This window comes from Plantactinospora sp. CA-294935 (assembly GCF_050936445.1).
GTDB lineage: Bacteria > Actinomycetota > Actinomycetes > Mycobacteriales > Micromonosporaceae > Plantactinospora.
In genome coordinates this window covers 9,844,838-9,870,528 of sequence record NZ_JBNJMU010000001.1, presented here as the reverse complement: position 1 = coordinate 9,870,528, position 25,691 = coordinate 9,844,838, and the positions used below count along the sequence as shown (strand labels likewise).

The window sequence follows — 25,691 nt, the reverse complement described above, 5'->3', positions numbered from 1 at the left end:
CTCAGTCTCCTACGGCGCGCTCAAGGAGTCGGCCTGGCCGGCTGCGTCTTGCGGATGATCTGGGCGATCTCCGGAGCGTGGGTGAAGGCCAGCCGGTGGTCGGCGTCGAGCCAGAACGTGGCGATGTGCGGCTGCTCGCGGACAAGCCGCTCGACGCCAGCACGCCAGTTCTGATTGAGGCGCGGCGTCGGTTCTTCACCGCTGTCGCCGGCCATCGAGGTTGACATGATCATGCTGATGGGTCGGTCGATCTGCCTGTATCGATGAAGGATTCCGGACCGAACCACCTCGATCTCGATATTCAGGTGAAAAATCTCCTGGGCGGTGAGCAACACCTGGCGGGCGGTGCCCCGCAAGGATCCCTGCTGCCCTGCCAGCTCCTCCCACATTGTTAGAAACGCCGCCGCGTTAGCCTCGGTGATGAAGGGTTCGGGCACCGGGTTCGCCCCGTCGATGAGAACGAGCCCGGCGACGGTGCCAGGATGCTCGGAGGCATAGTGCACGGCCAGGTCCGCACCCAGCGAATAGCCGACAAGCACGGGCGCCGAGGGCAGGTCGAGGCGTTCCAGCTCCGCCATCACGGCAACGAGATCGCTGAGGAAAGCCTCGAAGGAGTACCGGTCGGCGGCGGAGGCACGGCCATGGCCGCGCAGGTCGAAGGTCACCACATCGTGGCCGTGCCGCAGCACCTCGGTCAGCTCGCGCAGATCTGCCTGTGTCGAGTTCAACCCGGGACACAGGACCAGCGGTCGTCCCCGGCCGCCGCGAGACACCGGGATCGTGACGCCGTCGTGGTGGATCGTGAAATGCCGCACCGCCCGGTCGCCTCTCTCGGCCCGCTCTCCATCTTCGCCGTGATCGCCGCGCGACTCGCGCGGTCCGGCTACCTCCACACCACTGGTTTCCGGGTTCATGCCACCATGCTGAAAGGTTGACCCTGCGTCAGGGCCAAACCGCCGGCGACATGACCTCGCACACCCACGGCCGCCAGCCCGTGCCCCACACCGGCTGCGGCCGGCTGTCGCACGAGCGCGCCGAATACCCGTTCAAACAGGCCACCCGTGCCAAGCCACCGTTACCGAATAATCGGCCACGGACGGGATCGGCCAGGCCGAGGGCCGACTCTGGGGCCTGAAATGCATCCGCTCATGCCGCCGACCGATCGCGCCCTCCCTGGGCTGAGCCGTCACGCTTCATGACCGGACGTACCGTTGTCGGTCGAAGCCGAGCTGAGGGCGTTCGGGCCTGGGCGGTGGGCAACTTGACCTGGGTTGCCATGGCCGACGGATGCTGGTCTACAAGCTTCGGGGAACCCGTTCGTAATGCGTCACGTGATGGCGAGGAGCACCGCCTGGCCGTTGTCGGCTGCGGTCCGATAGAACTGGCGCAGCTCGACGAAGTGCACGACGAGGTTGTCGAACTCGGCGCCGTCATTGGCCCAGCCAATCGGGTAGATCTCGGCGGTCGCCATCGCATCCGGGTCATACCGGGTGCGAAGTGTCTCGACATCCAGCGCGTCCAGTTCGGTGGCGACGGCCCGCACAGCGTCTCGGCCGAGCAGCCGGGCCGGACCATAACCACCGTCTTCGCCGATCTCGGTACCACCGAGGATCGCCGCACCGGCCGCACCGTCACCGAGGCCCCAAGCAGAACCAGTGAGCAGGTAGTGGATGGCATGCCAGGACTTACCCAGATCCAGCTCGGGATCGGGCATCTCCGCATCGTCATCGTCCAGATCCCCAAAGAGCAGGGCTCCGGCAGTCCCCGGATCGTTCCACACCGCTCGCAACTCGTCGCCCGACAGCCGACGACCAATCAGCTCCATACCCACATGTGAATCCTTCCACGGCAACATCAGCGTGCTGGCGGGGCGACCACCAGCTGACACGGTAGCCCCGACTGCCTCTCCGTCCAGCCCCTACACGTAGCGCGCCGTCCGTAGGGTGACGGTCGATGCTCGATCGGTGGGTTCGTGGCGTTCAGAACGGTTCTCCGAAGAGGAACTGGCTCAGCTCTGGGGCTCCGGAGATCAACCAGCGTCGCAGGCGCCACGCCTACGATGAGTCGGTCGTCGAAGGAGGTCCCGGTGGGCCTGTTCTCCCGCAAGAGCAGAGACAACCGCTCCGACGTCGAGCAGTCGCGGGCGACGTACCAGCGCGCTCTGGTGTTGTTCGACCAGAAGCGCTGGTCGGAGGCAGCCGACGGATTCTCCGAGGCAGCCGGCACCGATCCGAGTTCGTCGAGCTGCCGACTGTTCCTCGGGGTCTCGCTAACCAACGCCGGTTGGTGGGAGGAGGCACTCGAGCCGCTGCGCGCGTGCCTCGATCTGCGACCGGAGTACTCCGAGGCGCACAACGCGCTCGGCATGGCCCTCGGCAAGCTCGGCCGCTTCGCGGAGGCCGACCAGCACATCGTGCACGCCGCGCGTCTCGGCCACCCGCAGGCGGCGACCACCATGCGGCGGCGGGGTATCGACTACTGCCGCGAGTGCCACCGGCCCGTGTACCGGACGAAGCCGGGGACCTTCGACGTCAACGTGATCTCGCCCAAGGTTGGCGTGCAGTGCGGGGCCTGCGACGAGGTGTTCTGCGTTCCCTGCCTGCTCGGCGACGCCGACTCGGCGTTCAACCTGCCGTGCCTACGATGCGGCGGCGAACTCACTGTGATGGAGCTGGACCGCTGAACCTAGCGGGCATAGCCGCAGCAGTCACTGTCGCGACGCGTGCCGAGAACGTCCACGGTCAGCGTGCATCGGTCTAGATCTCCAGCGTGTGCTCGCCCGTTGCCGGCCGTCAGAGTCGATGATCCGCCGGCTGTTGCAGGCCCTCGACGCTGGGCCTGGCCGCGGTCACGGGCGCCTGGCTTGCCGCACAGGCGGCACCGCCGCGCGCGATCGCGGTGGACGGCAAGACACTGCGCGGATCCCGCACGACCAACACGACCAACACGACCAACACGACCAACACGACCAACACGACCAACACGACCAACACGACCAACACGACCGCCCGGCATGTCCTCGCCGCTTGCGACCAGGTCACCGGGATCGTGCTGGCCAGCACGGACGTGGACGGCAAGACAAATGAGATCACCCGCTTCGCCCCACTGCTTGACCAGATCGGCGATCTCCGCGATGTGGTGATCACCGCAGACGCCCTGCACTGTCAACGTGAGCATGTCACCTACCGGGCCGAACGTGGCTCGCACTGGATCCTCACCGTCAAGGGCAACCAGCCCGCCCTGCACACCCAGCGGACCGGCCTGCCCTGGAAGGCCGTACCCGAGATGCACCGCGACGCCAACCGGGGCCACGGCCGGCGGGAAATCCGCAGCCTGAAAGCCCTGACCGTCTCGACCGGCGTCGAGTTCCCACACGCGGCACAGGCCATCCAGGTCCGACACCGCCGACGCAGGCTCGACCAGCCGAAACGCTTCACCACCGACATCATCTACGCCATTACCGACCTACGCGTGCACCAGGCCCGCCCCGCCTACCTCGCCACACTCGTCTGCGGACAGTGGAGCATCGAAGACCGCGTCCACCGGGTCCGCGACGTCACCTACGACGAGGACCGATCCCAGATCCGTACCGGCACCGGACCCCAGGTCATGGCAGCCCTGCGCAACACCGCGATCGGACTCCTACGCTCGGCCGGCGCCACCAACATCGCCGCAGCCAACCGCGCAAACGCACGCGACAGCACCAGAACACTCCAGCTCATCGACCTCGCCTAACGACTTTGCCGAGGCCCTGCCGCTACCGGCGTGCCGTCCGAGCTCGTGGACACTTCCGGAGTGAGCAAGCCGCCCTGAAGAGCCTGTTTCGTCGCCGCAGGCTCGTGGGGTGTGGGAATCTTCACCGCGACGTGCGGGCCGGGCGCCGCGCTCGGCGTGGCCGCGGTTGTCGCGGCCGGGTCCGCCGCCTCAACGGTGGCCCGCCGCGTCTCGTTGACCCGGTGTCATTCACGCTGGCTGGGGCATTGCCTAGACTCGCTCCCTAACGGCCGCCTCATCGAAGGGGATTCTTGATGACCGATCCCAAAATCGACGCAACCCGGCCGAGTAGTGCGCGGGTGTGGAACTACCTCCTGGAGGGCAAGGACAACTTCGCCGTCGACCGGGAGTTGGGCGAGGCGCTCCGCTCGGCGCACCCGGGGATCGTGGCGGTCGCCCAGGCGCAGCGGAGGTTCCTCATCCAGGCGGTCACGCTGCTCGCTGGTGAGGTGGGCATCCGGCAGTTCCTCGACATCGGTACCGGTCTCCCGACGGCCGACAACACTCACGAGGTCGCCCAGCGAGTGGCGCCCGAGTCACGGGTCGTATATGTAGACAACGATCCGCTCGTGCTGGTGCACGCCCGCGCACTGCTGACCAGTTCACCCGAGGGGGAGACCGCATATGTCGACTCCAACGTGGAGGATCCGGAGCGGATCCTGAGCGAGGCCGCCTGGACGCTCGACTTCAGCAAGCCCGTGGCCCTGACCATGATCGGCATCCTGGGCAACGTCGCCGACTACGCCGAGGCCCGCTCGATCGTCCAGCGGCTGCTCGCCGCCATGCCGTCGGGCAGCTACCTGGCGGTGAGCGACGGAACGAGCACCAGCGTGCAGAGCGTGCAGAGCCAGCGGATCGCCAACCAGAGCGGTCACCCGTACAACCTGCGTACGCCGGAGGAGATCGGCGGCTATTTCGAGGGCCTGGAACTGCTTGACCCCGGCGTGGTGTCGACCTCGCTGTGGCGGCCAGAGCCGGGAACAGAACCGGCCGCCCTCGACGTGTACTGCGCGGTGGGCCGCAAGCCCTAGAAGGAGCTTCCGGTATTTGGGTGATGGTTAGTGACGTAGGCCGGTGATCTCACGAAGACCGTGTTCTCGGGGTTGACGAGCGACGCCAGCGATACGCCAGTGTCCTGATCGATCGGTCACGCGTGAGCGCATCGATGTGCTGCCCGACCGCAAGGCCGACACCCTGGAAGCGTGGCTGCGCGGGCACCCAGGCGTCGAGGTGGTGTGTCGGGACAGCCCCGGCGCCTATGACGAAGCGGTCCGCCGCGCTCTGCCCAGCCTGCGGACCCGGATCCGGGCCGCGCTCGATGCCGGCGCGGCACACCACCAGGTGCAGGTCCGGAGCGACAACGCGCGAGACCTCCGATCTCCAGAGACGTCAAGGCTTCGCCTCTGGTCATGGAAGGAACTGGAAGATTCTGCCGGCGGTGGTCAGTGGCTGTGGGGTGCCGGTGAAGCGGTGAACCCCGACGGAGAAGAGCACTCCATCAGGAGCGGTGAATGCCTGCTCGGTGAACCCGGCGGCGGACATCCAGGTTCGGACAGCCGGGGTCAGGTCGGGTGCCCGTCGTGTCCTGGTCCAGATCACCGTGGCGCGGGCCGCGCAGAGCTGCGGTAGCGCACGGACTGTGGTGTGGACGTCGGCCTCGCTGATGTTGCCAAGGACTCCCGCCATGAGGACGAGGTCGGCGGGTACGGCGCCCCGGTAAGCGGTCAGGTCGCCGGCGTCGGCCTGTACGACGGTCACCGCTTCGAGGTGCCCAGCGGCCGCTCTGGCTCGGGCCGCAGCGACATTCCGCGAGTCGTACTCGATCAGCGTGGCGTGGACCCGCCCGGCGTCAGGCCGCGACGCCAGCACGCCCAGAAGGTCGTGTCCCTGGCCGGCACACATGCTGAGCACGGACAGGGGCTGATCCGGTCGCTCGTCGAGCCAGGCGGCGATGTGCTGCTGGACCAGCCGCAGCCGACGTGCCAGCGGCGAACCTGGATTGGTGTAGGGGTGGTGCCAGTCGTACCAGTCCTTGCCGTCGTCCACGGAACTGAGCCTGCCAGCGGCACCCGGCAGTGGTAGGCGCGGGCATGCCGATCGTCGGGACGCCTTGCAGGAAGCGTTCCAGCAGGACCGGTCGGACTGCGGGCCCGAGCCATTGGCCATGTTTCCCGACCGCGTTACTGGGGGGCGGCTACGCCACGGTGGCCGCTCTCCTGGCCTTCAGGGCTACCCTCCCGCCCTGGATGCGGATCCTCGCCCTATCCGTGGCGCCGCTGGCCGCCGCCCACTTCTCTGGGCCCTCTCGGTCTACGCCCCACTTCACCTTTTTCGACATCCCCTTGCGGTCCGGCGGACCGCAAGGTCGGACGCGGTGCGTGAGCGCCGCGCGGTTCAGGTTGAAAAAGGTTCACTGATCACGGTGGGGCTGGCTCTGCGATCGTCCGCCCGCCCCACACGTTGCACGTAACTCTCTGATCCTTGCACGATCCTTTCGCGGCCGGGCAGCCTGCGTGGCTTCCGTGCTGCACTGGTGACATGTCCGCAGACGAGCTTGTTGAACTGCTACAACGGCATGCGCGTCCTGATTTGACCACTGCCATCGAGGGTGTCCGGATCTGCGCGGCCGACCATACCGTTTCGCCGGGTTCCTCGATGTCCGGTACGGTGCTGGCGGTCGTCGCTCGGGGCCTGAAGCGGCTGGCAGTGGGAGACCACGTCTACGAGTACGGCGCTGGCCAGTATCTCGTCGCCTCGGTCGACCTTCCAGTGACAGGACAGTTCGTCGATGCCATGCCGGGTCGCCCTGCACTCGGTTTCGGGATGACTCTGGAACCCGCCGCCATCGCGGAGCTGCTGTTGCAGGCCGGGCCGGGGGATTTACCGAGGTCTCCTGGCGGCGTACGGCCGGGAGTCGCGGTCACCGACGCCCCGGACGAATTGCTCGACGCGATCGTGCGGCTACTGCGTCTGCTCGAACGGCCAGGGGACCGGAGAATACTGGTCCCGATGGTCAAACGCGAGATCCTCTGGCGGTTGATGACCGGGGAGCAAGGTGACGTCGTCCGTCAGCTCGGCCTGGCCGACAGCAGCCTGGCGCATATCAGACGTGCCGTGCAGTGGATCCGAGAAAACTACAACCGGCCGTTTCGGGTCGAGGAGGTAGCACAACTTTCGGGGATGAGCGTACCCGCCTTCCACAAGAACTTTCAGGCGGTGACGGCGATGTCTCCTATCCAGTTTCAGAAGAACCTCCGGCTGCAGGCGGCGAGGTTGCTGCTGGCGAGCCGTCCGCATGACGTCACCGGTGTCGGCCAACGTGTCGGATACGACAATCCGTCCCAGTTCAGCCGGGAGTACCGGCGCCAGTTCGGTGCTCCGCCCAGCGTTGACGCGGCGCGTATGCGGGGTGGAGCCGCCCCCGCCCCTGCGGCGCTGCCCTGACGGTCGTTGGGCGAAGAGGATTGTGTAACCACGCGAGGCAATCGCGCTAGCCCCGTTGTCGCGGCGTTGCTTGTATTGGGGATACCGGAACGCACCGCGGATTCCGGGGTACCACGGATGGAGGCGGGTAATGACGGTCGCTGAGTTGCTGCACGACGTGCACGAGCGGCTGACCGCTCGCCGACCGCTCGCCGACCGCCTCAAGGGGGAGAATATGAAGTACCGCAAGCTGCGGCGGCCTGGAGTTAAGGGCGGCCACCTGCCTCTCGACGACGAGGGGTAGAGCCGACTATGGCCGTGGACGACGCCGTCATCCGCGCCCTCGCTGTTGGGCCGGACTCCTCCCGGGACGAGCGCACGATCGAAATCACGACATTGGGCCGACGCAGCGGTATTCCCCGCCGCAATGAGATTTGGTTGCACCGCGTCGACGGCCGCTGGTACCTGACCGGCATGCCTGTTCCCCGTAGTTGGTACGCGAACCTGCGCGCCAATCCGCGGTTCATGGTTCATCTGAAGTACCGGGTCACGGCCGACCTGCCCGCTACTGCGGTGCCGGTCGACGAGCAGACACGGCGGCGGGTAATCAGTGCGGTACTCGACCTGCAGAACCGGGCCGATGTCGCGGCGCGGGTCGGTCAGCGCCAGAGCTTCGACGTGTGGTTCGCGCGCAGCCCGCTGGTCGAGATTGTGTTCGACGACGAGCAGTTGCGGGCAGCGTCCTCGGCGCGGTTCGAATAGCTCGAATCTCAGTAATCGGTCGCGCCGTGCGTAGCTTCCCGTCTGCGTCGGCTGGAAGTCTTGACGCCCCCCCAGTGAACCTTTTTCAACCTGAACCGCGCGGCGCCCACGCACCGCGTCCGACCTTGCGGTCCGGCGGACCGCAAGGGGAGGTTGAAAAAGGTTCAGTGGGCATTGGGGCCCGCCGATCGCGTTAACGCCGGCCCAACCAGATGGGTTCGGCGGGAAACAATAACCAAGGAGATCAATTACTATGCAACAAAACGTGATCAATAAGATCTACATTGACGGTGAGTTCGTCACCCCGCACGGCACGGAACTCTTCGACCTGCACAACCCCGCCACCGGACAGGTGATCGGACAGGTCCAGCTCGCCGACGAGGTGGACGCCGAGGCGGCTATCGCAGCGGCGAAGCGTGCGTTGCCGGCGTGGTCCGCGACCTCCCGAGAAGAGCGGATCGACGCGCTGCGCCGACTTCACGACGCGGTCGCCGCGCGACTGGAGGACATCCGGGAAGCCGTTGTGGTGGAGTACGGCGGGCCCGTGCGCAACTCGTACCTGGTCGATTCCATCGTCGGCCAGTTCACCGACATGATCAAGACATTGGAGAACTTCGAGTTCACCCGACAGGTCGGCAACGCCGTCGTGGAGATGACGCCGATCGGCGTAACCGGCCTGATCATGCCGTGGAACGGTGACACCTTCTTCATCTCCGACAAGCTCGCGACCGCACTGGCTGCCGGCTGCACCGCCGTCATCAAGCCGAGCGAGATGAGCGCGACCCAGACTCAGGTCCTGACCGAGGCACTACACGCGGCCGGACTGCCAAAGGGGGTCTTCAACATCGTGACCGGCCGCGGCGACGTCGTCGGGACCACCATCAACCGCCACCCCGACATCGCCAAAATCTCCTTCACCGGCTCTACCGAAGTCGGCAAGATCATCATGCGCGAGGCGTCCGACACGTTGAAGAGCCTGACGCACGCCTACGTGTTCTCCAGCGACCCCGCGCGAGCACGCCGCATCGCGTCCCGGCTGGAGGCGGGCCGGGTGTCCGTCAACGGCGGCTTCGAACAACAGTCCCCGTTCGGAGGGTTCAAGCAGTCGGGCCTCGGACGGGAATACGGCAGCTTCGGTCTTGAAGGCTTCCTGGAGCCCCGGTCCGTAATGCTGTGACAGGTACGGCCGGGCCCCGCAGCTTGTACGCGTGAGCGTATTCGCAGCTCGTGGCGCATCTCCAGCACGGGGTCACGGCCGTGGCTCACCACCGCCGGACTGGCCGCGGCGTATCGGCTGCGCGTCAACTCGCTGCTCCGGCTGATCGACGCTGTCGAATTCGAGATCAGCGCGGTAGCCGGAGTACTGCGCGGCCCTGACCCGTACCCGGATCGCCGGACGGCGAGGCCGCAACATCGCCACCGTCGCGGTGGTTCGCGAACTGCTCACCTACGTCTACTACGACCTGCGCGACGGGCACATCCGCGCTCTGGCGAAGGTCGAGGCGGCGTGAGCGGGCTCGGACGTGACCGGATGCGGGTCGCGGCAAGATAACGGGAACCGATTCGAGGTTGCTCGCCGAACGGTACGCCTGGACGCTGACGCGCCGGCGGAAGCTATGGAGTGGCGTGGCCACAAGCAGACGTACTGGGTAGAGCGGGCTACCTGACGGCGCCCGGCCCTCGGCACGTCCGGACGTCCTTGTGGCTGGGCAGGCTGAGATCGACGGCTACCGAAGGTGACGGACGTGCCAGCACCGGCACGCCCGGTCGGTGGCATGTGCGGATGCCGGGTCAACGGCGAGACGGGGCGTTCGCGTACGCCTACGGCCGGTCCGGGGTCTTGCGCAACCACAGCGACACGCCCGTCAGGGCGCATGCCGCGCCCACGACCGCAATCGCCGCCTCTGCCGCACCGGAGAGGTCATCCAGGAAGGGGAATGTGCGCGAGGCAACCAGGGCCAGGAACGCGATCAGAAACAGGACGACCGCAAGAACGCGTTGTCGAGTCATAGATGTCATCGGATCAGACCGTATCGACCGGAACACCTGCGGCGCAAACCACCATGGGTCGTCGCTGACACCCTCTTCGGCACGTCCGGACGTCCTCGCAGCTGTCCACGCTGAGGTCGGCGGCTACCGAAGGTGACGGACGCGCCAGCATCGGCGTCCATGACCGGCGGCAGCTCCGGATGTCTGATCGAGGTGAAATCGGTGTTCAGCCGGTACTGGCCTGCGAGCAGTAGGTCACGTGTGGGGACGGCTGGTGATGCCGTCCAGGATGGTGATCAGGTTGTGGTGGAAGGTTTCCTCGGCGTTGAGGTGGGCGCCGTCGATGACGAGCCGGGCGACGGTGGGGTAGCGGCCTGTTTCGAGCATGCGTGTCAGGTAGGGCCCGAGGGCGGCCTGCCAAGCGGACACGTCGGTGCCGGTGGAACGGGCGGCGCGTCGCTCGGTGATCTCCCTGCGGAGCGCTCCGACGATGAATGCGTTGAGGGCGCCCAAGGCCCGCTCGAGATCGTCGATACCGCGCATGCCAGGGGCCTGGCTGAGTGCCGCCGCGATCGATTCGCCCACGGCGAGCGCGTGAGGTCCTAAGTGTGGCCTTGCGCCGAGCAGGTCGGCGAACCACTCATGATCAAGAGCGGCATCGCGGGTCCGGTGAACGATGGCCAGTACCGTGGCGCGCCACTCGGAGTGCTGGACGGCCTCGGCGATCTGGGCATATACGGCGTCGACCATCAGATCGAGTAGTTCGGATCTGTTGATCACGTAGTCGTAGAGCCGCATCGGCCCGACGCCGAGCTCTTTGGCGATCTTGCGTACCGATAGCCCGTCGAGGCCGTGTGTGTCGGCGATCCGGATCGCCGTGGCGGCGATCTTCGCGCGGCTCAGCGGCACCGGCGCCGCCCGCGGCTGAGGCTCGGGCCGTTCCCAGACGGGCAGTGGTGCGCTACCGTACGGCGTATCCATGAGGTACAGCGTACGGTAACGGAGATGATGATGCGAATTGCGATCGCCGGTGGTGGCCTCGGCGGCCTGACGCTGGCGCGAATCCTGCACCGGCACGGCATCGACGCGATGGTGTACGAACGCGAGGCAAGCCGATCCGCGCGATCACAGGGCGGATCGCTCGACCTGCACCCGGAGTCCGGGCAACGGGCCCTGGCCGATGCGGGCCTCGCCGGCCGATTCCGGTCCGAGGCACGGCCGGAGGGCGAGGAACATCGCATCCTCGACCCGGCCGGACGCACCCTCGTGCACCACAAGCCACAACTCGGCTCATTCGCCGGACGCCCCGAGATCGACCGCAGCGCACTGCGTGATCTTCTGCTCCATTCGCTCCCCGGTGACGCGGTGGCGTGGCGGCACCGGCTCGTCGCGGCGACGCCACGACCCGACGGAGGCTTCGGGCTGACGTTCGATGGCGGCCACAGCGCCGACTGCGACATCCTCATCGGCGCGGACGGCGCACGCTCGGTCGTCCGGTCGCTGCTGACCAACGCGACACTGTCCTCCGTGGCCACCTTGGTAGAGCTGAGCATCAGCGGCGCCGACCGGCGCCACCCGGATCTAGCCGAGCTGGTCGGCCCCGGAAACCTCTGGTGCATCGGCGTGCACCAGATCCTGGCAGCGCAACGCCTCGGCGACGGCAGCATCCGAGTCGGGATCTCGCTACCCGCGGACGATCGCCACCTGGACACCTACCGCAGCAAGCGCGCTCTGCTGGACATGTTCGATGACTGGGACCCCAGCCTCACCGCACTCATCGAAGCCGGCGACAGCCCGCCGACCCCACGCAGGATCGAGGCGATGCCCACCGGTACGCGCTGGGCCCACCAACCGGGCATCACCCTCATCGGCGACGCCGCGCACCTCATGCCGCCGGTCGGCGAGGGCGCCAACCAAGCCATGCTCGACGCCGCCGAACTCGCCGCCGAACTCGCCACCAACCCCGCCGACCCCGACTCGGCGATCCAGACGTACGAGGAGGCGATGTTCACCAGGATCCACCCGATCGCCGAAATGTCCGCACGAGTCCAGGCAATGATGCTGTCCCCCACCGCAGCCGACGACATCATCCGCTTCTTCACGCCGCAGCCCACCGAGCCGGTACCGGCAGATTGAACCTTTTTCAACCTCCCCTTGCGGTCCGTTGGAGCGCGAGGTCGGACGCGGTGTGTGAGCGCTGCGCGGTTCAGGTTGAAAAAGGTTCATTGACAACGCAGCCGGCCTCGCCCCAATAGACGCTCCTGCCCTGGAAGGTCGGATGTCCGCTCATCGACATGACCGTGCACCACACGCCCCGCTCGAAGCCTCCTCCGGCGACCAACGCCGTCATCGGCTCTCCCGCGTCGGCAACCGACGGATCAACAGGGTCCTACACATCATGGCGGTCGTTCAGCTACGCCGTGACACCTGGCGCCACCACGAAGCCTAAAACAGAAGCGCCATGATCCCTTGACCTACCGGGGAACCAGATCAGTGCACTCGATCTTGGCGCCTCGTGCACAGCAGCCCTACGTCATGTCGACGGTGTACGCCTCCTCGCGCACGTCGGGATCGGGATGGTGGCGTAGCTGGAGCAGGAGGTCCCGCCAGGCTGTGGACCATCCGAACGTGGCGCCGGGCCGGGTGAGTTCGATGGCGAAGAGTCCACCGGCGAGGTCGCCTCGGCCGGCCAGCCGGAGGATGGACGGCCGGAGGACGGTGGCGTCCGTGGAGTTCGGCAGTTCCCGCAGGCGGGCAGCCACCCGTGCGGCTGTGCGGACGGCCAGCGCGGGCCGACCGGCGCATAGGTCGGCGATCTGGTCGAGGTTGTCGAGGCGTCCGAGACCGACCAGCATCGCTGTCGCCGTCCCGGTGAAGGCGGGTTGTGCGGCGAGCTGCCGGGCCGCTGTGACCATCGCCAACCGGTTGGTATCCAGGGGTGTGATGCGCGCCCAGGTCACCGCTGCCTGCGCCAGGGTTTCGATGCGTCGGCGGGCCGGCCGGTCGGCCCCGGGCCCGGCCGGCTGGGAGTCCGCGGCGTCGCGTCGCGTGAGGCGGTCGAAGGCGACGTCGAGGCCGGCACCATGCAACGTGCGCAGCAGTTGGGCGATGTCGATCGTGGCGCGGTGCTCGCCGAGGTCGGTGAGTCTTTCCACGACCAGCTCGGTGATGTCGCCGGCCCAGTGGGACCAGTACGGCAGCTGCTGGAACGCGGCCCTTCGGACTTCGCGGTCAATGGCGCGGCATGCCTCGGTGATGAGTGCCGCGTAGCGTGCCCGGTGCCGGTCGGCGACATCGCTCGCGGAGGCCGCAAGCACGGCGCGGCATTCCTCCCTGCTGCCGCGCAGGGCCGTGTCGAGGATCGTCCAGCTCGCCTCGGTGTCGAGCCGCTGACGAGCGGCGGAGACGATCGCCGCGCGGACGTCGCGGTGCGTCTGCGGGTTCGTATACGTGTCGAGCAGCGTTCCCATCACCTGCGGCGGGCCGTACCGGGCCAGCAGGCGCGCGGCCTCCTTCCGGCTGGTCACCTTGGTGCCGGGGTTGAGCAGCACCGGATGCAGTGCGGCGGGCAGCCGCGACGGCGCCACGAATCGCACCGCGCGCCCGGCCGCGTAGAGCGCCACCCGGGCCCGGTCGTCTCCGGCGTGTTGGAGCAGCAGGGGCAGCGCATCGGCGGGCCGGTCGGTCCACACCAGCGCGCCGAGCGCCGCCTCGGCGAGCACCACCGTGGGCGAGTCGATGTAGCGCAGCACCGGCTCCCGCCCCAGCGCGGGGATCGGGGCGGCGGCCCTGATAGCCGCGGCCCGTTGCCGTACGCCGGCCGCCGTGTCGGCCATGACGCGCTCCTGCAACCCTACGTACGTAGCGTGCTGGCGGGGCAGCCACCGCTCGGGGTGGACCGGCCAGCCCGGCACCCAGCGGAGGTGATCGGAGACGAACCGGCCCCGCGGCGGATGGTCGAGCACCCGGTCCAGCAGGTCGGTGCGGGTTGTGCAGATCGCCCGCCACACGACCGGGAGCGTCACCGTGGTTGGGTCGGCGGTAAGGACCTGCTCAACGCGGTCGCTGCGCCCTCGGGGGTTGTCCAGCCACAGCTCGACGGCTCGGGCGGCCACCGACTCCGGGCTGTGCCGGCCGGTCGCCCGGTGCAGCAGCTCCTGCAGCTCGGGCACCCGCCAGGCGCGCTTGCCGAGCGCTCCGGTGAGCGCGAACAGCGGCCCGTAGCGGCCACGCTCCATAGCGGCCGTGACCCAGCCGGACAACCGATCGGCGACCATGGTCTCCTGCCCACGGCGCAGCACCAGGTCGAACCGGCGCAGCACCGGTACCTGCGCGGTGGAGCCGACCAGGTCGATGGTCAGCAGCGCCCACTCGCGCAGTTCGGGCACCTCGACGTGATGTTGCAGAGTGTCCGCGGCGAGGGCGCTCAGCGCGGACGTCGTCACGGCCGACCCGTCCCGCGCCTCGACAGCGTCGGTGGTCAGCCGGGTCAGCCCGGCCGCCGCGGCGGGGGTGAGCAGGCGGGCGACCGAGGAGAGCGCGCTCAGCGCGGCAGAGCGGACCGGGTCCTGCTCATTGTGGAGCCGGCCGAGCCGGTCCACCAGCTCGGCGACGACCTGCGGGTCGCGTGAGCGCCGGGCGGCGTGCACCAGCATTCCGTACGCCTGGGCCCGCTCGCCGGCGTCGCCGGAGCGCAACGCGTCCGCAAGCGCGGCCGACGCATCCGGCCAGGCCAGGAACGAGCTCCAGTAGCGCACCATGTCTTCCCGCTCGCGGATCTCCGGCAGCCCCAGCAAGCGGGTCGCCTCCCGGATCCGGACCGCCGCGGGCAGCACCTCCATGACCTCCGTCGCCGGTACCCGGGTGGCGGTGTTCACCTCGGCCAGCGCGCCGTCGTACAGTTCGCCGCGCCGCGCCGGCGGGAGTTCGTCGAGCAGCGCCGCGAACGTTGTGGCGTTGTCCCGGACCAGGCAGGCCAGTGGGACGAGCCGGTCGGTGGGTAGCACGGCCAAACGGCGCAGCACCGCAGGCGGCAGTCCGGCACGCCGGACCCAGGCGGCCCGGTCCGGCGCGGTGAGCAGGGCCACGACGCGGCCCGGGTCATGCGCGGCGAGCAGGCCGTACGCAGTCAGGCCGCCGGGCAGGCGAGTCGGCGGCGCGTACCGCTCCAAGAGGCCGAGGACCGTGGCCGGGTCGCCGGCGAGCAGCGCATGGCCCACCTCGTTCCAGATCCGGTCGCGGACTTCGGGCGTGGCCGCGGCCAGTCGTGCCTCCACCCGCTCCAGAACCAGGCCGGGGTGCCGGCGCATGAGCGCCCCGATGCCGGCCGCGTGCTCCAGCTCAGGCAGCAGCGACCGCACCACCGGCGCGCTGCACGCGGGCAGCACGGCCGCCGCCTCGTCATCGCCGTACTCAGCCCGGACCCCGGCGACCAGGGCGTCCGCGGTCGCCGACGCCTTCAGCCGGCGCAGCAGGCGATAGATACGCCGCCGCTCAACCGCCGACAGGTCCACTTCCGCCCCACCGAGCAGGCCAGCACGCGCGGCCGCGCCGAGCGCCACGGCCTTGATCGACGGCTGCGGATCCTGTAACGCGGCCTCGACACCCTGAGCGTCGCGCACCACCATCGAAGCGACCAGGGCCAGATGACGCTCATACGCGCCCAGACCCCGCAGGTCGGCACACACCTCGACGCGATCGGCGGAGACGCGCGCCCACCCGGCCACGTGGCGTAGCCGCTGCCGATAGGGCAACGAATCCAACGACGTCAGCAGTTCCCGGGTGGATGCGAGCACGGCGCACATTCTGCCTGCCCAGACTCGACCACGAGAGCCAATATCACCCGACGATGGGCCAGCCGGCCGATCTTCAAGGCAACGGACACCGCCCGGCATCCGGGTCATCGGCATGACCGTGCGCCACACGCCAGCCAGAGCCGTCAGGCCTGGTGACTTGTAGGCGACCTGTCACCGCGCCCGCTCGGCGGCAGATCGGAAACGGTGCCGGCGACGTGAGGGGCCGCAAGGTGCGGGACAATGCGCCGATGGACGATCACCAGCGCTGCCGTCTTTCTGTTGACGACGGCGAGTTGGAGCTTGCCGGGCCGCCAGCTGCCCTCCGCGGCCTCGGTCGGCTGCTACGCCAACATTCTGAGCCCTTCGAGGTGGCGATCACCGGCGGGGCTGTCAGGCAAGAGGCGACTGCCGGCCCGCTGCTCGTCCGTATGCAAGACGGGACCACGCTGCGCTTCTCCGGTGGTCGCGAGTATCTCGACATCGTTTGGGATGCGCTCGACGGCGTGGCTGAGCAAGCCGAGACCGCCGATGACCGGACAGTCAACCGGCATCAGCACATCGAGTACCTTCCTGGGGACCACTACCGGTCGCCGGATTCAGTCCCATTGGTCATCGTGGCCGACTGGCCGGACGCGCCGCAGCAGCTAACGTACTGATCTCGGCGACCCGCCCATCCGCTTCTGTCGATCAAATTGCTGACGGCCACGACGCGGGGACCATATGGACCTCTAGATCGCCTTCCTGAGCGTGGGGCAGAAGCCGATCGAACCACAGGGCATCGCGGTGAGTACCGATCAAGCACGGAACGCGCGAATCGCGAACGCGGCGAAGCGGCCGGAGGCAGCGACTCTGGCGTTCGTCGATGTGCCGTACAAGCCGCCGTTGGCCATCAGCATGAGGATGAGGTCGTCCAGGACGAAATCGGGCCGCAGGTGGCCGGTGTCCTTGGCGCGGCGCGTGAGCTCGGCGAGCGAGGTGAGCGCCTGTGCGCGTATCGCGGCGAGATCCAGTGCGTGCGGGAAGGCCGAGGCGAACGCGGTGGTCAACCCCCGGCTTCGGGCGTGCAGCTCGAAGAGTCTCTCGATCACGAGGCACAAGCCGTGCCACGGATCCGGGTCGGCGAGCCCTTCCTCGACGACGGCGTGGCATGCGTACATCTGCTCTGCGAGGGCCTCAGTGGCCAGCGCCTGCTTGGTGGGGAAGTGGCGGTAGAGGGTCGCGGGGCCGACCCCGGCGCGCCGGGCTATCTCGCGCATCGGCACGTCCAGGCCTTCAGCGGCGAACACCGCCCGAGCCGCGGCGAGGATCCGCCCACGATTGTCTAGCGCGTCCGAGCGCAGGTTCTGAGGCAAACGGTCGAGCACTCTCTCATTTTAGCTAACCGGATGCCGGCGTCCGGTTAGCTTCCCAAGCAGCCAGGGGTCGCTTTACGGCGGCTTTGACTTAGCTCACGAAGAGGAATAAAAGTGAAGGCAGTCGCGATCAGCGAGTTCGGCGGTCCCGAAGGGCTCGCAGTCATCGACATCCCCGGCCCGGTTCCCGCTCAGGGACAGGTACTTATCGCCAGTGAGGCGATTGGCGTCGGAGGCGTCGACGTCATGATCCGAAGCGGTGCTCTCGCTGCCTACGGCTACCGAAAGGGTCATATTCCGGGCGGCGAGGTGGCGGGGACGGTGACTGCGGTGGGCGAGGGCGTCGACCCCGCATGGGTCGGGCAGCGCGTGTGGGCGTTCACCGGCACGGGCGGCGGCTATGTCGAGCAGGCGATCGCGCCGATCGGAGAAGTCGTGCCCCTCCCGGCGGGCCTCTCTGCCGTCGACGCCGTGACACTCGGAAGCGCCGGAGTCGTAGCTCACTTCGGTCTCTCCCACGCTCACTTCTCGTCGGGCGAGGCCGTGCTGGTGCGCGGCGCGGCCGGCAGCATCGGGATCATGACGGTCCAACTCGCGGCTCTCGGCGGTGCCAGCGCTGTGGCAGTCACCACCTCCTCCCCTGAGCGTGGTCGTCGATTGCGCGACCTCGGTGCGACCCACGTGCTGGACCGCCTCGGCGAAGGAGGGCCGGACGATCCCACGGGCTACGACGTCATCATCGACGTGGTAGCGGGTAAGGGCATGCCTTCGTTCTTTGACAGGCTTGAACCTGAGGGTCGACTTGTGGTTGTCGGCGCCGTCGGGGGCCAGCCGCCGGCAGACTTCGGTACGAGGTTGATGGCCGCCTTCCAGAAGTCGATGTCCTTCGCCACCTTCAGCGCCGCGACGGTAGCCGAGCCCGCTCGACGTGCGGTGAGGATGAAGCAGTTCGCTGCCGCAGGTCGCAGCCAGCTCCAGACGGTGGTGCACGACGTGCTGCCGCTGGAGCACGCCGTGCTGGCGCACCAGAAGATGGAGGCTGGTGAGGTCTTCGGAAGAATTGTGCTGACTCCGTAATCGCATGATCGTCACAGACGACGACTGGCTCGCGCGGCACGACGCCCCCGGGCTTGTCAGCCAAGCACACACAGGTTGCCGCAATCCGATCGCTAGCAGCGCGACGGTCTGCACCTGTGGCTTGGCATGCGGACATAGGCTGCTCACCCCGACCGGCTGGCCGCCCGACATACGGGTCATCCGGCGCCGTGAGCGCCCGCACCCGGGCGCGCAACTGTCGCTGTTCGAGGAGCGCGACGGCTGGCGCTACCCCGCGTTCGTCACCAACACACAGGTCGGGGCACTGCAATGGCTGGAAGCCCGCCACCGCGCCCACGCCCGAGTCGAAGACCGGATCCGCTGCGCCAAGCACACCGCGTTGCGCCGACTCCCCGCACGCGAGTTCGCCATCGACCAGGCATGGTGCGCCCCCACCGCGATCGCCGCCGACCTCATCGCCTGGCTGCAACCACTCGCCCTCGGCGGCGACCTGACCCGCTGCGAACCGAAGACCCTGCGCTACCGCGTGCTCCACACCGCCGCACGCCTGATCCACGGCCGACGCCGCCGACGCCTGCGCATCCCGTCGATCTGGCTGCGCGCGGCCAGGTCGTTGTGACATGCACGAGACGAATCACTCGACAGACGCGGTCCGGCACGCGGAGCCCTCACGGTCGAAGCTGAGGCCGCACCTACGGGCACGACCCGAGTCTGGTCGCCCGGGAAACACCGGCGAGTTGCTGGTGGTCATGCTGCGGCCCGGTAACGCAGGCGACCGTCCGGCAATCGGCGGCCATCGGGGCCCCGGGTTCAGCGGCTCACGGCAGTCTCCCGCTCGACACGCGACAGCTTCTCGGGATTGCGCACGTAGTAGAGCCCGGTGACGAGGCTGTCTTCGACCCGTACCGCGACGACGCCGTCGATCTCCCCGTTGAGCCGCATGATCAATGCCGGGTAGCCGTTGACGTGTGCCGGCTCGAGCGACATCTCGGTGCCGACCATGGCCAAGCCGACGGCGAACACGCGGACCACCTTGTCGGCTCCCACGATGGGTCGTGGCATGGCCTGCTTGACTCCGCCACCGTCACTCAAGGCGACGACATCCGGCGCGAGGATGTCGAGCAGGCTCTGCAGGTCGCCCGTTTCGACCGCCCGTTGGAAGGCCTCGAGCGCGGCTCGGGTCTCGGCTGGGGAGACGACGTCGCGCGGTCGGCGCGCTGCGACGTGTGCCCGCGCCCGGTGGGCGACCTGGCGGACAGCGGTCGAGGTCTTGTCGACGGCTTCCGCGATCTCGTCGTAGCCGAGGTCGAACACCTCGCGCAGCACGAACACGGCCCGCTCGGTCGGGGTGAGGGTCTCCAGCACCAGTAGCATCGCCATCGAGAGGCTGTCGGCGAGTTCGACGTCCTCGGCCACGTCGGGGGCGGTGAGTAGCGGTTCGGGCAGCCAGGGCCCGATGTACGTCTCCTTGCGCCGGCGCAGCGTACGTAGCCGGATGAGCGCCTGGCGGGTGGTGATCCGGACCAGATACGCGCGCTGGTCCCGCACCGTGTCGAGATCGACGTCCGCCCACCGCAGCCAGGTCTCCTGGAGGACGTCCTCCGCGTCGGCGGCCGACCCGAGCATCTCGTAGGCGACGGTGAAGAGCAGGCTGCGGTGGGCCAGGAACGCGGCTGTGGCGGGGTCCAGGCGGCCGTCCTCCCTCATCTCCCCGGCGCGGTCTTCCGCCGCGTGAGTGGTGACTCGCACACGTCGCCGCCCCGGCCGTGCAGCCCGGCCGCCGCGTACCTCAACCACGAGCGCATGATGAAGGGCCCGTCGGGGTCCGGAACGTCCTGGCCATGGATGGCTCCTGTCTCTCCGCTCTCGACTGTGCCACCCACAAGACACCGGGCCGCACCGTTTTGTGACACCGACGCAAGAAAGGAGTCGAAACATGATCCACACCACGTGCCGGCCTCCCACGAGAGACAGCTGACGCTCTTCCGTACGTGGAGGTCGGTGTGGCACCCCCGGTGATCGATAGGTGCGAGGCTCCAGATAGGACAGCTGTCGACCAGGACCCGAAGCCCCGACCGGGAGCCTGGACATGCTGTCCTACCTCGCCACGATCCCGTTGTCCAGCCGAACCCTGAACCACCTCGCCGAACGCATCCGCGGTCACCGCAAGCAGTGTCGATCCCGGTGGCGGCGCCTCGACCCCGGCCGACAGGCCCTGCTCGCCCTGGCCCATCTGCGCAATGGCGACACCTACACCCGCCTCGCGGCCGGCTTCGAGGTCGGCGTCGCCACCGCCTGGCGCTACGTCCAAGAAGCGATAACCCTGCTCAGCGCGGCCGCCGACGACCTGGACACCGCGATGCGACGCATCCGCATGCTGGAAGATCCTGGCCAAGCTGCGCTGTTGCCCGCACCGCGCGACCGCGATCGTGCAAGCCATCCTCGTCCTGCACCATGTCGAAGCCAACCGCTACGCAGGATGAAAGGGCCGGAAGCCTTCCTCCGGCTGAGGGCCGCTGCCGAGGGCGTCGGCGGCGGCCCAGCGCCCCTGATCGCCTCAGTCGGTGGGGGTCAGCCCGGTCGAGGCGCGGAACGAGCCGTCCATCTCGAACGGCACCGACTCGTGCTCGTGCGTCACCAGCCAGCGCCCGTCGATGCGGCGCAACCCTAGCGTCACTCGGAACCACAGGCTGAAGCTCTCGGTCGAGCCGCGAGGCACGGCGGTCAGGCAGTCGAGGCTGGTCGCGAACGCCACGTCGCCGTCCGTGGTGATCTCCAACTGGGTGACCTCGCGGCGCGGCGGCGCCTCGAAGGTGGCTATCCAGGCCTCCAGCGCGGCCGGGTTCCGGCCGTCGCCGGGCTGGCGCAGCGGCGGTGCGAGGGTGTACTCGACAAAGCTGGGCGCGTAGTACGACAGGATGGCCTTGGCGTCACCTTTCTGCAGCAGCGCGGCCTTGCCCTCGATGGCTTCCCGGATCTCGTCCATGACAGGTCCTACCTTTCTCTCTTGCCCGGGATGTCGAAGCCGGGCCGGCCGGTTTCGACATCCCGGGCAAGAGAGAAGGAGAGAAGCCATGAAATACCTGATCCTGATCCAGTCGAACCCGCAGTCGCTGGCCGTCTGGGAGACGCTGACCGATCAGCAGCGGACCGACTTCGGCCTCGGTCACCTGCGGCTGACCGAGGAGATGCGCGAGGCCGGCGTGCTGGTGGTCAGCGAAGGGTTGGGCGACCCGGCCCTGGCCACCCAGGTCTCGGTGCGCGACGGTAGGACGATCACCTCCGACGGCCCGTACGCCGAGGTCAAGGAGCACCTGGCCGGCTTCTACCTGATCGACGTCGCGGATCTCGACGAGGCGGTCGCCTGGGCCGCGAAGGCGCCGGACGCCGCGTACACCCGGGTCGAGGTGCGCCCGATCCTCGATATGAGCACATGGGATCTGTGACCGGGCTGCCGGACCTGCTGCGCGAGTGCGCGCCGCAGGTCCTGGCCGCCGTGGTGCGCCGCTATGGCGACTTCGAGGCCTGCGAGGACGCGGTGCAGGAGGCGCTGATCGCGGCTGCCGAGCAGTGGCCGGGGACCGGTGTCCCGGAGCAGCCGCGGAACTGGCTGATCACCGTGGCGAGCCGTCGGCGGGTGGACCTGCTGCGCAACGAGACGGCCCGCCGGCGCCGCGAGGAGGCGGTCCGGCACGAGCCCGCGCCGCAGGTCCGTGGCGACGACGAGCTGGCGTTGCTGCTGCTCTGCTGCCATCCCGCACTGAGCGTGCCGGCGCAGGTCACGCTCACCCTGCGGGCGGTCGGCGGGCTCACCACCGCGGAGATCGCCCGGGCGCTGCTGCTGCCAGAGGCCACCGTGAGCCAACGGATCAACCGGGCCAAGCAGCGGATCCGCGACACCGGCACCCGGTTCGAGATGCCCGCGCCGGGCGAGCTCGGCGAGCGTCTCACCGCGGTCTGCCACGTGCTCTACCTGATCTTCAACGAGGGCTACACGGCCAGCTCCGGCGACGCCTTGAACCGGGTGGAGCTGACCCGGGAGGCGATCCGGCTGACCCGGCAGCTGCACCGGCGCCTGCCGGACGACGGCGAGGTGGCCGGGCTGCTCGCGTTGATGCTGCTCACCGACGCGCGCCGGCCCTCGCGTACCCGGCCGGACGGCACCCTGGTCCCACTCGCCGAGCAGGACCGGCGCCGCTGGGCCGCGGCCGCGATCGCCGAAGGCGTCGCGATCATCACCCACACGCTGGCGCGGGCCCCAATCGGCCCGTTCCAGCTGCAGGCCGCGATCGCGGCGGTGCACGACGAGGCAGCGCGCGCCGAGGACACCGATTGGCCGCAGATCCTCGCCCTGTACGGGATGCTGCACGCACTCGCCCCGAGCCCGATGGTCACGCTGAACAGGATCGTGGCGCGTGCCATGGTCGACGGCCCGGAAGCCGGGCTCGCCGCTCTGGACCAGATCGCCGAGGATCCGGTGCTGGCCCGGCACCACCGGACCGCGGCGGTGCGGGCCCATCTGCTGGAGCTGGCCGGCGACCGGGCCGGGGCGCAGGAGCATTACCGGCTGGCGGCGCGGCTCACGCTCAGCCGGCCCGAGCAGCGCTATCTGGAGTCGCGGGCCGCGCAGCTCCTGTGAATCTTCTTCAACCTGACATCGGGCCGCGCATCCGGGCCACTGGCCGGCGCCGGGTTTGCCGCCCTGGCCACGTTGAAAAAGGTCCCGCGTCCGACCTCGCGCGCCGACGGACCGCCAGGGGAGGTTCAAAAGGTTCAAGGATTCGGACGATGCGGGGCGACGTTCGCGAGCTGCGACATTGCGCTCGGCGCGGCGGGCCGTCCTCGTCACCCAGCCAAGAGGAATGGGGCTGATGCTGCTCGCCTGTGCATGACGCACGTCACGTAGGCGCACTGTCACAAGGATCGAGTCGTTGGCATCTCATGCTCGACCAGCTACCACAGCAAGGAGTGCACGATGGATGCTCGCTTGAACCTTCTCGGCAACCCGGTCGCAGCCAAGTCCCTGAAGTACATCCTGTCGGCGGGCAAGGTGTTCTCGGAGTCAACGCTGCCAGCCGCGACGCAGCAACTGGTGACGCTCCGCGTCAGTCAGATCAATGGCTGCGGTGTCTGCGTCGACATGCACACCAAGGAAGCCGCGCACGCCGGGGAGACCTCAGTACGCCTCAACCTGGTCGCGGCCTGGCGGGAGGCCACGGTGTTCACCGACGCCGAGCGCGCTGCCCTGCAACTGGCGGAGCAGGGCACCCGCATCGCCGACGCGGCCGGTGGTGTACCAGACGAGGTCTGGGCGAACGCCGCCAGACACTATGACGAGGACCAGCTCGCCGTCCTGGTGTTGCTCATCGCCGTCATGAACACCGTCAACCGCCTGAACGTCATCGTCCAGCAGCCCGTCGGCGACTACCAGCCCGGCCAGCACGCCCAGTTCGGGTAACGAGGAGTGCCTGCTGGCCGAGGCCACTGGTGCCGTCTCGCATCGGCAGCCCTGACCCTGCCCCTGACCCGGGACCCGGTCGCCGCTCCGGCGTTTCAAGATCAGAGTCCCCTGCAACTCTGCAAGGAGAAATCTCTTGAACCTCGCTCTGTGGATCAGTGCGGGACTGCTGGCCGTTGTCTTGCTGGTCGGCGGCGCCACCAAGCTGATCGTGTCCAAGGAGAAGTTGGCCGCCCACCCCGCCGGGGGATGGACCGGAGATGCCAGCGTCGGCTTCGTCAGGGTCCTCGGGGCCATCGAGCTTCTGGGCGCGGTGGGCCTGGTACTGCCCGCCGCGCTCGACATCGCGCCGGTTCTGGTGCCGGTGGCTGCCGTCGGTACCGTGTTGCTGATGGTTGGCGCGATGATCACGCACCTCCGGCGTCACGAGTCCAGGTCAGCCGTGGGAAACCTGGTCTATCTCGCCCTGGCCGCCTTCGTGGCATGGGGCCGATTCGGCCCCGAGTCCTTCACCGGCTGATCGGATACGGCCCTCTGGCTACATCCGAGGCGCTCGCCTCGTCGGGGTGCGTTGGAAGGCCTCGTGCCAGTTGCCACCGGCAAGGTCCGAAGGCCCTCTCGCTCGTCACCTGCCGGTGGCGGCGGCGCCACCGCGCGACGCCGTGGGCGCCCGTGTCCCCGGCCAGGAGGGACGAGCCGCCGGCTGTCGTCTTCACGCGCCGCACGGCACATAGCTGCGATGTCACGAAGGATCGAGTCGCTGACGCCTCGTGTTCGAGCAAAGGACCCGATCTCGGATCAGGGGAGGAAGCAATCGATGACTATGACAGAGCACGGAATGGGTTCGCTGGCCGGGAGGGCTGCGGTCGTGACCGGAGCTGGGTCCGGTATCGGCGCGGCGACCGCGGCGACGCTGGCGGCCCGGGGAGCGCGGGTCTGCTGCGCCGGCCGTAACATCGACAACGTTGAACGGACAGCCGAGAAGATCACGGCTGCTGGTGGCGAGGCGTTCGGGCTACGGGTCGACGTGGCATCGCCAGAGGACAACGATGCGATGGTCCGCGAAACTATTGCCCGTTACGGCGCCGTGCATATCGCACATCTCAACGCTGCAACGGGACACTGGGCCAGTGTTCTGGAGTACCCGCTGCAGGAATGGGACCGCACGATGGCGGTGAACCTGCGTGGTGTGCTGCTCGGTCTGCAGGCGGCGGGTCGGGCGATGCGCGACGTGGGCGGTGGCTCAATCGTGGTCACCTCGTCGGCGGCCGGGCTCACCGGTGTTCGAATGTCACCGGCGTACTCGGCGTCGAAGCACGGTGTGCTCGGCTTGGTCAAGTCGGCTGCCCTCGATCTGGGGCCGGTGGGTATCCGGGTCAACGCCATCTGCCCGGGCTACATCGCCAGTAACGACCTTATGCGGAAGATGGGCGAGGAACTCGACGTCGCTAGCCAATTTCCGTTGGGTCGACCGGGGCGCAGCGAGGAGGTCGCCAACCTGGTCGCGTTCCTGGCCAGTGAGAGCGCGTCGTTCATCACCGGCAGCGTGTTCACCATCGATGGCGGCTGGCTGGCCGGCGGCATCGAACTCCGGCGAGATGCCGAGGATCAAACAACCAGCGACGACCGGATCGCCGCCTTTGCCAACACGTACTCCCCGAACCCGCAGGACTCGTAGGAGCGGGTGGGCAAACACCGAAGGCAGACACCGCAGGGTCACCTGGGTGCTTCACGGTGATCGGCACTGGACCCAGAGCGGCTATGCCCCGACCCTGGCCACCGCCCACACCGTGATCGCCATCGACCCGCTCGGACTGGGTGCCAGCGACACCCCGCACGACGTCGAGGCGTACGCCCTGCAGCGCCGCGTCGACTACGTCACCGCCGTACTCGACGACGTCGGCGCCGATCGGCCCGGTTGTGAAGCCGCCCAGGCTGTCCCGGTCCTGCGCCGAGCACGCGCGAATCTCCACCAACCTGCGCGTCAACCGGGTCACCACCGTGCGCTGATCGTCCCTGTGGAGGGGCCACGGATATCGTCTTGCTGCCACAAGGCCCTCCCAGATAGAAGCGGATCGTCCA

General features: G+C 68.4%; 25 protein-coding genes and 3 pseudogenes. 19 read left to right on the top strand and 9 right to left on the bottom strand.

Annotated features, from left to right (window positions below):
* Positions 1 to 20: 20 nt before the first annotated feature.
* Both ACQEVC_RS42765 and ACQEVC_RS42760 read right to left on the bottom strand, forming a co-directional pair.
* Positions 21 to 914 (bottom strand): alpha/beta fold hydrolase, encoded by an 894-nt coding sequence (locus tag ACQEVC_RS42765; protein ID WP_432889879.1) that lies wholly within the window; start codon positions 912 to 914, stop codon positions 21 to 23.
* Between the two features lie 413 nt (positions 915 to 1,327).
* Positions 1,328 to 1,825, bottom strand: coding sequence for a YfbM family protein (locus ACQEVC_RS42760; protein WP_432892022.1), 498 nt, complete (start codon positions 1,823 to 1,825; stop codon positions 1,328 to 1,330).
* 261 nt (positions 1,826 to 2,086) lie between these two features.
* On the opposite strand from ACQEVC_RS42760, the gene ACQEVC_RS42755 reads away from it, so the two are divergent.
* The 4 genes and pseudogenes from ACQEVC_RS42755 to ACQEVC_RS42740 all read left to right on the top strand — a co-directional run.
* On the top strand, positions 2,087 to 2,683 hold the full coding sequence (locus tag ACQEVC_RS42755; protein WP_432889877.1) for a tetratricopeptide repeat protein: 597 nt from the start codon (positions 2,087 to 2,089) through the stop codon (positions 2,681 to 2,683).
* Positions 2,684 to 2,898: 215 nt separating this feature from the next.
* Complete coding sequence (locus tag ACQEVC_RS42750) at positions 2,899 to 3,735, top strand: ISAs1 family transposase (protein WP_432889875.1); 837 nt, start codon at positions 2,899 to 2,901, stop codon at positions 3,733 to 3,735.
* Between the two features lie 293 nt (positions 3,736 to 4,028).
* On the top strand, positions 4,029 to 4,805 hold the full coding sequence (locus ACQEVC_RS42745) for an SAM-dependent methyltransferase (RefSeq protein ID WP_432889873.1): 777 nt from the start codon (positions 4,029 to 4,031) through the stop codon (positions 4,803 to 4,805).
* Positions 4,806 to 4,864: 59 nt separating this feature from the next.
* A pseudogene (locus ACQEVC_RS42740) lies at positions 4,865 to 5,061 on the top strand (transposase); the annotation flags it as partial.
* A 120-nt stretch (positions 5,062 to 5,181) separates the two neighbouring features.
* On the opposite strand, the gene ACQEVC_RS42735 reads toward ACQEVC_RS42740, so the two are convergent.
* Positions 5,182 to 5,820: an SAM-dependent methyltransferase gene (locus ACQEVC_RS42735; protein ID WP_432889871.1), complete on the bottom strand. Its 639-nt coding sequence runs from the start codon at positions 5,818 to 5,820 to the stop codon at positions 5,182 to 5,184.
* Between the two features lie 492 nt (positions 5,821 to 6,312).
* Here ACQEVC_RS42735 and ACQEVC_RS42730 point away from each other — a divergent pair, with 492 nt between their 5' ends.
* The 4 genes from ACQEVC_RS42730 to ACQEVC_RS42715 all read left to right on the top strand — a co-directional run bounded on the left by ACQEVC_RS42730 (position 6,313) and on the right by ACQEVC_RS42715 (position 9,136).
* Complete coding sequence (locus ACQEVC_RS42730) at positions 6,313 to 7,218, top strand: AraC family transcriptional regulator N-terminal domain-containing protein (protein ID WP_432889869.1); 906 nt, start codon at positions 6,313 to 6,315, stop codon at positions 7,216 to 7,218.
* 130 nt (positions 7,219 to 7,348) lie between these two features.
* Entirely contained in the window at positions 7,349 to 7,501 is a 153-nt protein-coding gene (locus tag ACQEVC_RS42725) for a hypothetical protein (RefSeq protein WP_432889867.1), read from the top strand.
* A gap of 8 nt (positions 7,502 to 7,509) precedes the next feature.
* Entirely contained in the window at positions 7,510 to 7,959 is a 450-nt protein-coding gene (locus ACQEVC_RS42720; RefSeq protein WP_432889865.1) for a nitroreductase family deazaflavin-dependent oxidoreductase, read from the top strand.
* Positions 7,960 to 8,212: 253 nt separating this feature from the next.
* Positions 8,213 to 9,136 carry an aldehyde dehydrogenase family protein gene (locus ACQEVC_RS42715; protein WP_432889863.1) on the top strand — a complete coding sequence of 308 codons (924 nt, stop codon included), beginning with the start codon at positions 8,213 to 8,215 and terminating at the stop codon, positions 9,134 to 9,136.
* A gap of 644 nt (positions 9,137 to 9,780) precedes the next feature.
* Here ACQEVC_RS42715 and ACQEVC_RS42710 read toward each other — a convergent pair.
* Both ACQEVC_RS42710 and ACQEVC_RS42705 read right to left on the bottom strand, forming a co-directional pair.
* On the bottom strand, positions 9,781 to 9,969 hold the full coding sequence (locus tag ACQEVC_RS42710) for a hypothetical protein (RefSeq protein WP_432889861.1): 189 nt from the start codon (positions 9,967 to 9,969) through the stop codon (positions 9,781 to 9,783).
* 234 nt (positions 9,970 to 10,203) lie between these two features.
* A complete protein-coding gene (locus tag ACQEVC_RS42705) occupies positions 10,204 to 10,929 on the bottom strand; it encodes a TetR/AcrR family transcriptional regulator (RefSeq protein ID WP_432889859.1) in 726 nt (241 codons plus the stop codon).
* A 24-nt stretch (positions 10,930 to 10,953) separates the two neighbouring features.
* Here ACQEVC_RS42705 and ACQEVC_RS42700 point away from each other — a divergent pair, with 24 nt between their 5' ends.
* Positions 10,954 to 12,084 (top strand): FAD-dependent oxidoreductase, encoded by a 1,131-nt coding sequence (locus ACQEVC_RS42700; protein ID WP_432889857.1) that lies wholly within the window; start codon positions 10,954 to 10,956, stop codon positions 12,082 to 12,084.
* Between the two features lie 142 nt (positions 12,085 to 12,226).
* Positions 12,227 to 12,397 (top strand): transposase, encoded by a 171-nt coding sequence (locus ACQEVC_RS42695; RefSeq protein WP_432889855.1) that lies wholly within the window; start codon positions 12,227 to 12,229, stop codon positions 12,395 to 12,397.
* Between the two features lie 79 nt (positions 12,398 to 12,476).
* Here ACQEVC_RS42695 and ACQEVC_RS42690 read toward each other — a convergent pair whose 3' ends face one another.
* Positions 12,477 to 15,752, bottom strand: a complete 3,276-nt coding sequence (locus tag ACQEVC_RS42690; protein ID WP_432889853.1) for a hypothetical protein — start codon at positions 15,750 to 15,752, stop codon at positions 12,477 to 12,479.
* A 206-nt stretch (positions 15,753 to 15,958) separates the two neighbouring features.
* Here ACQEVC_RS42690 and ACQEVC_RS42685 point away from each other — a divergent pair, with 206 nt between their 5' ends.
* The gene (locus ACQEVC_RS42685) at positions 15,959 to 16,399 is read left to right on the top strand and encodes an Imm32 family immunity protein (RefSeq protein ID WP_432889851.1); all 441 of its coding nucleotides are present in this window, start codon (positions 15,959 to 15,961) and stop codon (positions 16,397 to 16,399) included.
* A gap of 138 nt (positions 16,400 to 16,537) precedes the next feature.
* Here ACQEVC_RS42685 and ACQEVC_RS42680 read toward each other — a convergent pair whose 3' ends face one another.
* Positions 16,538 to 17,107 (bottom strand): TetR/AcrR family transcriptional regulator, encoded by a 570-nt coding sequence (locus tag ACQEVC_RS42680; protein WP_432889849.1) that lies wholly within the window; start codon positions 17,105 to 17,107, stop codon positions 16,538 to 16,540.
* 102 nt (positions 17,108 to 17,209) lie between these two features.
* Here ACQEVC_RS42680 and ACQEVC_RS42675 point away from each other — a divergent pair, with 102 nt between their 5' ends.
* Positions 17,210 to 18,172 (top strand): zinc-dependent alcohol dehydrogenase family protein, encoded by a 963-nt coding sequence (locus tag ACQEVC_RS42675; RefSeq protein ID WP_432889847.1) that lies wholly within the window; start codon positions 17,210 to 17,212, stop codon positions 18,170 to 18,172.
* A gap of 139 nt (positions 18,173 to 18,311) precedes the next feature.
* A pseudogene (locus tag ACQEVC_RS42670) lies at positions 18,312 to 18,770 on the top strand (transposase); the annotation flags it as partial.
* Positions 18,771 to 18,961: 191 nt separating this feature from the next.
* On the opposite strand, the gene ACQEVC_RS42665 reads toward ACQEVC_RS42670, so the two are convergent.
* Positions 18,962 to 19,858: an RNA polymerase sigma-70 factor gene (locus ACQEVC_RS42665; protein WP_432889845.1), complete on the bottom strand. Its 897-nt coding sequence runs from the start codon at positions 19,856 to 19,858 to the stop codon at positions 18,962 to 18,964.
* Positions 19,859 to 20,240: 382 nt separating this feature from the next.
* On the opposite strand from ACQEVC_RS42665, the pseudogene ACQEVC_RS42660 reads away from it, so the two are divergent.
* Positions 20,241 to 20,531, top strand: a pseudogene (locus tag ACQEVC_RS42660) (helix-turn-helix domain-containing protein); the annotation flags it as partial.
* Positions 20,532 to 20,708: 177 nt separating this feature from the next.
* Here the strand turns inward: ACQEVC_RS42660 and ACQEVC_RS42655 are convergent.
* On the bottom strand, positions 20,709 to 21,137 hold the full coding sequence (locus tag ACQEVC_RS42655) for a YybH family protein (RefSeq protein WP_432889843.1): 429 nt from the start codon (positions 21,135 to 21,137) through the stop codon (positions 20,709 to 20,711).
* An 88-nt stretch (positions 21,138 to 21,225) separates the two neighbouring features.
* On the opposite strand from ACQEVC_RS42655, the gene ACQEVC_RS42650 reads away from it, so the two are divergent.
* From ACQEVC_RS42650 to ACQEVC_RS42630, 5 genes are all read left to right on the top strand, one after another.
* Positions 21,226 to 21,597 (top strand): YciI family protein, encoded by a 372-nt coding sequence (locus ACQEVC_RS42650; protein ID WP_432889841.1) that lies wholly within the window; start codon positions 21,226 to 21,228, stop codon positions 21,595 to 21,597.
* Positions 21,585 to 22,790: an RNA polymerase sigma factor gene (locus ACQEVC_RS42645; RefSeq protein WP_432889839.1), complete on the top strand. Its 1,206-nt coding sequence runs from the start codon at positions 21,585 to 21,587 to the stop codon at positions 22,788 to 22,790. Before ACQEVC_RS42650 ends, ACQEVC_RS42645 begins: the two co-directional genes overlap by 13 nt.
* Before the next feature lie 336 nt (positions 22,791 to 23,126).
* Positions 23,127 to 23,609: a carboxymuconolactone decarboxylase family protein gene (locus ACQEVC_RS42640; protein ID WP_432889837.1), complete on the top strand. Its 483-nt coding sequence runs from the start codon at positions 23,127 to 23,129 to the stop codon at positions 23,607 to 23,609.
* A gap of 136 nt (positions 23,610 to 23,745) precedes the next feature.
* Entirely contained in the window at positions 23,746 to 24,129 is a 384-nt protein-coding gene (locus tag ACQEVC_RS42635; protein WP_432889835.1) for a DoxX family protein, read from the top strand.
* A 297-nt stretch (positions 24,130 to 24,426) separates the two neighbouring features.
* Positions 24,427 to 25,287 carry an SDR family NAD(P)-dependent oxidoreductase gene (locus tag ACQEVC_RS42630; protein ID WP_432889833.1) on the top strand — a complete coding sequence of 287 codons (861 nt, stop codon included), beginning with the start codon at positions 24,427 to 24,429 and terminating at the stop codon, positions 25,285 to 25,287.
* Positions 25,288 to 25,691: the final 404 nt, after the last annotated feature.

Bases quoted from the DNA above. Each gene is read 5' to 3' on its own strand.
- ACQEVC_RS42765 (WP_432889879.1), bottom strand. From the start codon at position 914: ATGAACCCGGAAACCAGTGGTGTGGAGGTAGCCGGACCGCGCGAGTCG.
- ACQEVC_RS42760 (WP_432892022.1), bottom strand. From the start codon at position 1,825: ATGGAGCTGATTGGTCGTCGGCTGTCGGGCGACGAGTTGCGAGCGGTG.
- ACQEVC_RS42745 (WP_432889873.1), top strand. From the start codon at position 4,029: ATGACCGATCCCAAAATCGACGCAACCCGGCCGAGTAGTGCGCGGGTG.
- ACQEVC_RS42730 (WP_432889869.1), top strand. From the start codon at position 6,313: ATGTCCGCAGACGAGCTTGTTGAACTGCTACAACGGCATGCGCGTCCT.
- ACQEVC_RS42725 (WP_432889867.1), top strand. From the start codon at position 7,349: ATGACGGTCGCTGAGTTGCTGCACGACGTGCACGAGCGGCTGACCGCT.
- ACQEVC_RS42720 (WP_432889865.1), top strand. From the start codon at position 7,510: ATGGCCGTGGACGACGCCGTCATCCGCGCCCTCGCTGTTGGGCCGGAC.
- ACQEVC_RS42715 (WP_432889863.1), top strand. From the start codon at position 8,213: ATGCAACAAAACGTGATCAATAAGATCTACATTGACGGTGAGTTCGTC.
- ACQEVC_RS42710 (WP_432889861.1), bottom strand. From the start codon at position 9,969: ATGACTCGACAACGCGTTCTTGCGGTCGTCCTGTTTCTGATCGCGTTC.
- ACQEVC_RS42705 (WP_432889859.1), bottom strand. From the start codon at position 10,929: ATGGATACGCCGTACGGTAGCGCACCACTGCCCGTCTGGGAACGGCCC.
- ACQEVC_RS42700 (WP_432889857.1), top strand. From the start codon at position 10,954: ATGATGATGCGAATTGCGATCGCCGGTGGTGGCCTCGGCGGCCTGACG.
- ACQEVC_RS42695 (WP_432889855.1), top strand. From the start codon at position 12,227: ATGTCCGCTCATCGACATGACCGTGCACCACACGCCCCGCTCGAAGCC.
- ACQEVC_RS42690 (WP_432889853.1), bottom strand. From the start codon at position 15,752: ATGTGCGCCGTGCTCGCATCCACCCGGGAACTGCTGACGTCGTTGGAT.
- ACQEVC_RS42665 (WP_432889845.1), bottom strand. From the start codon at position 19,858: ATGAGGGAGGACGGCCGCCTGGACCCCGCCACAGCCGCGTTCCTGGCC.
- ACQEVC_RS42655 (WP_432889843.1), bottom strand. From the start codon at position 21,137: ATGGACGAGATCCGGGAAGCCATCGAGGGCAAGGCCGCGCTGCTGCAG.
- ACQEVC_RS42650 (WP_432889841.1), top strand. From the start codon at position 21,226: ATGAAATACCTGATCCTGATCCAGTCGAACCCGCAGTCGCTGGCCGTC.
- ACQEVC_RS42645 (WP_432889839.1), top strand. From the start codon at position 21,585: ATGGGATCTGTGACCGGGCTGCCGGACCTGCTGCGCGAGTGCGCGCCG.
- ACQEVC_RS42640 (WP_432889837.1), top strand. From the start codon at position 23,127: ATGGATGCTCGCTTGAACCTTCTCGGCAACCCGGTCGCAGCCAAGTCC.
- ACQEVC_RS42630 (WP_432889833.1), top strand. From the start codon at position 24,427: ATGACTATGACAGAGCACGGAATGGGTTCGCTGGCCGGGAGGGCTGCG.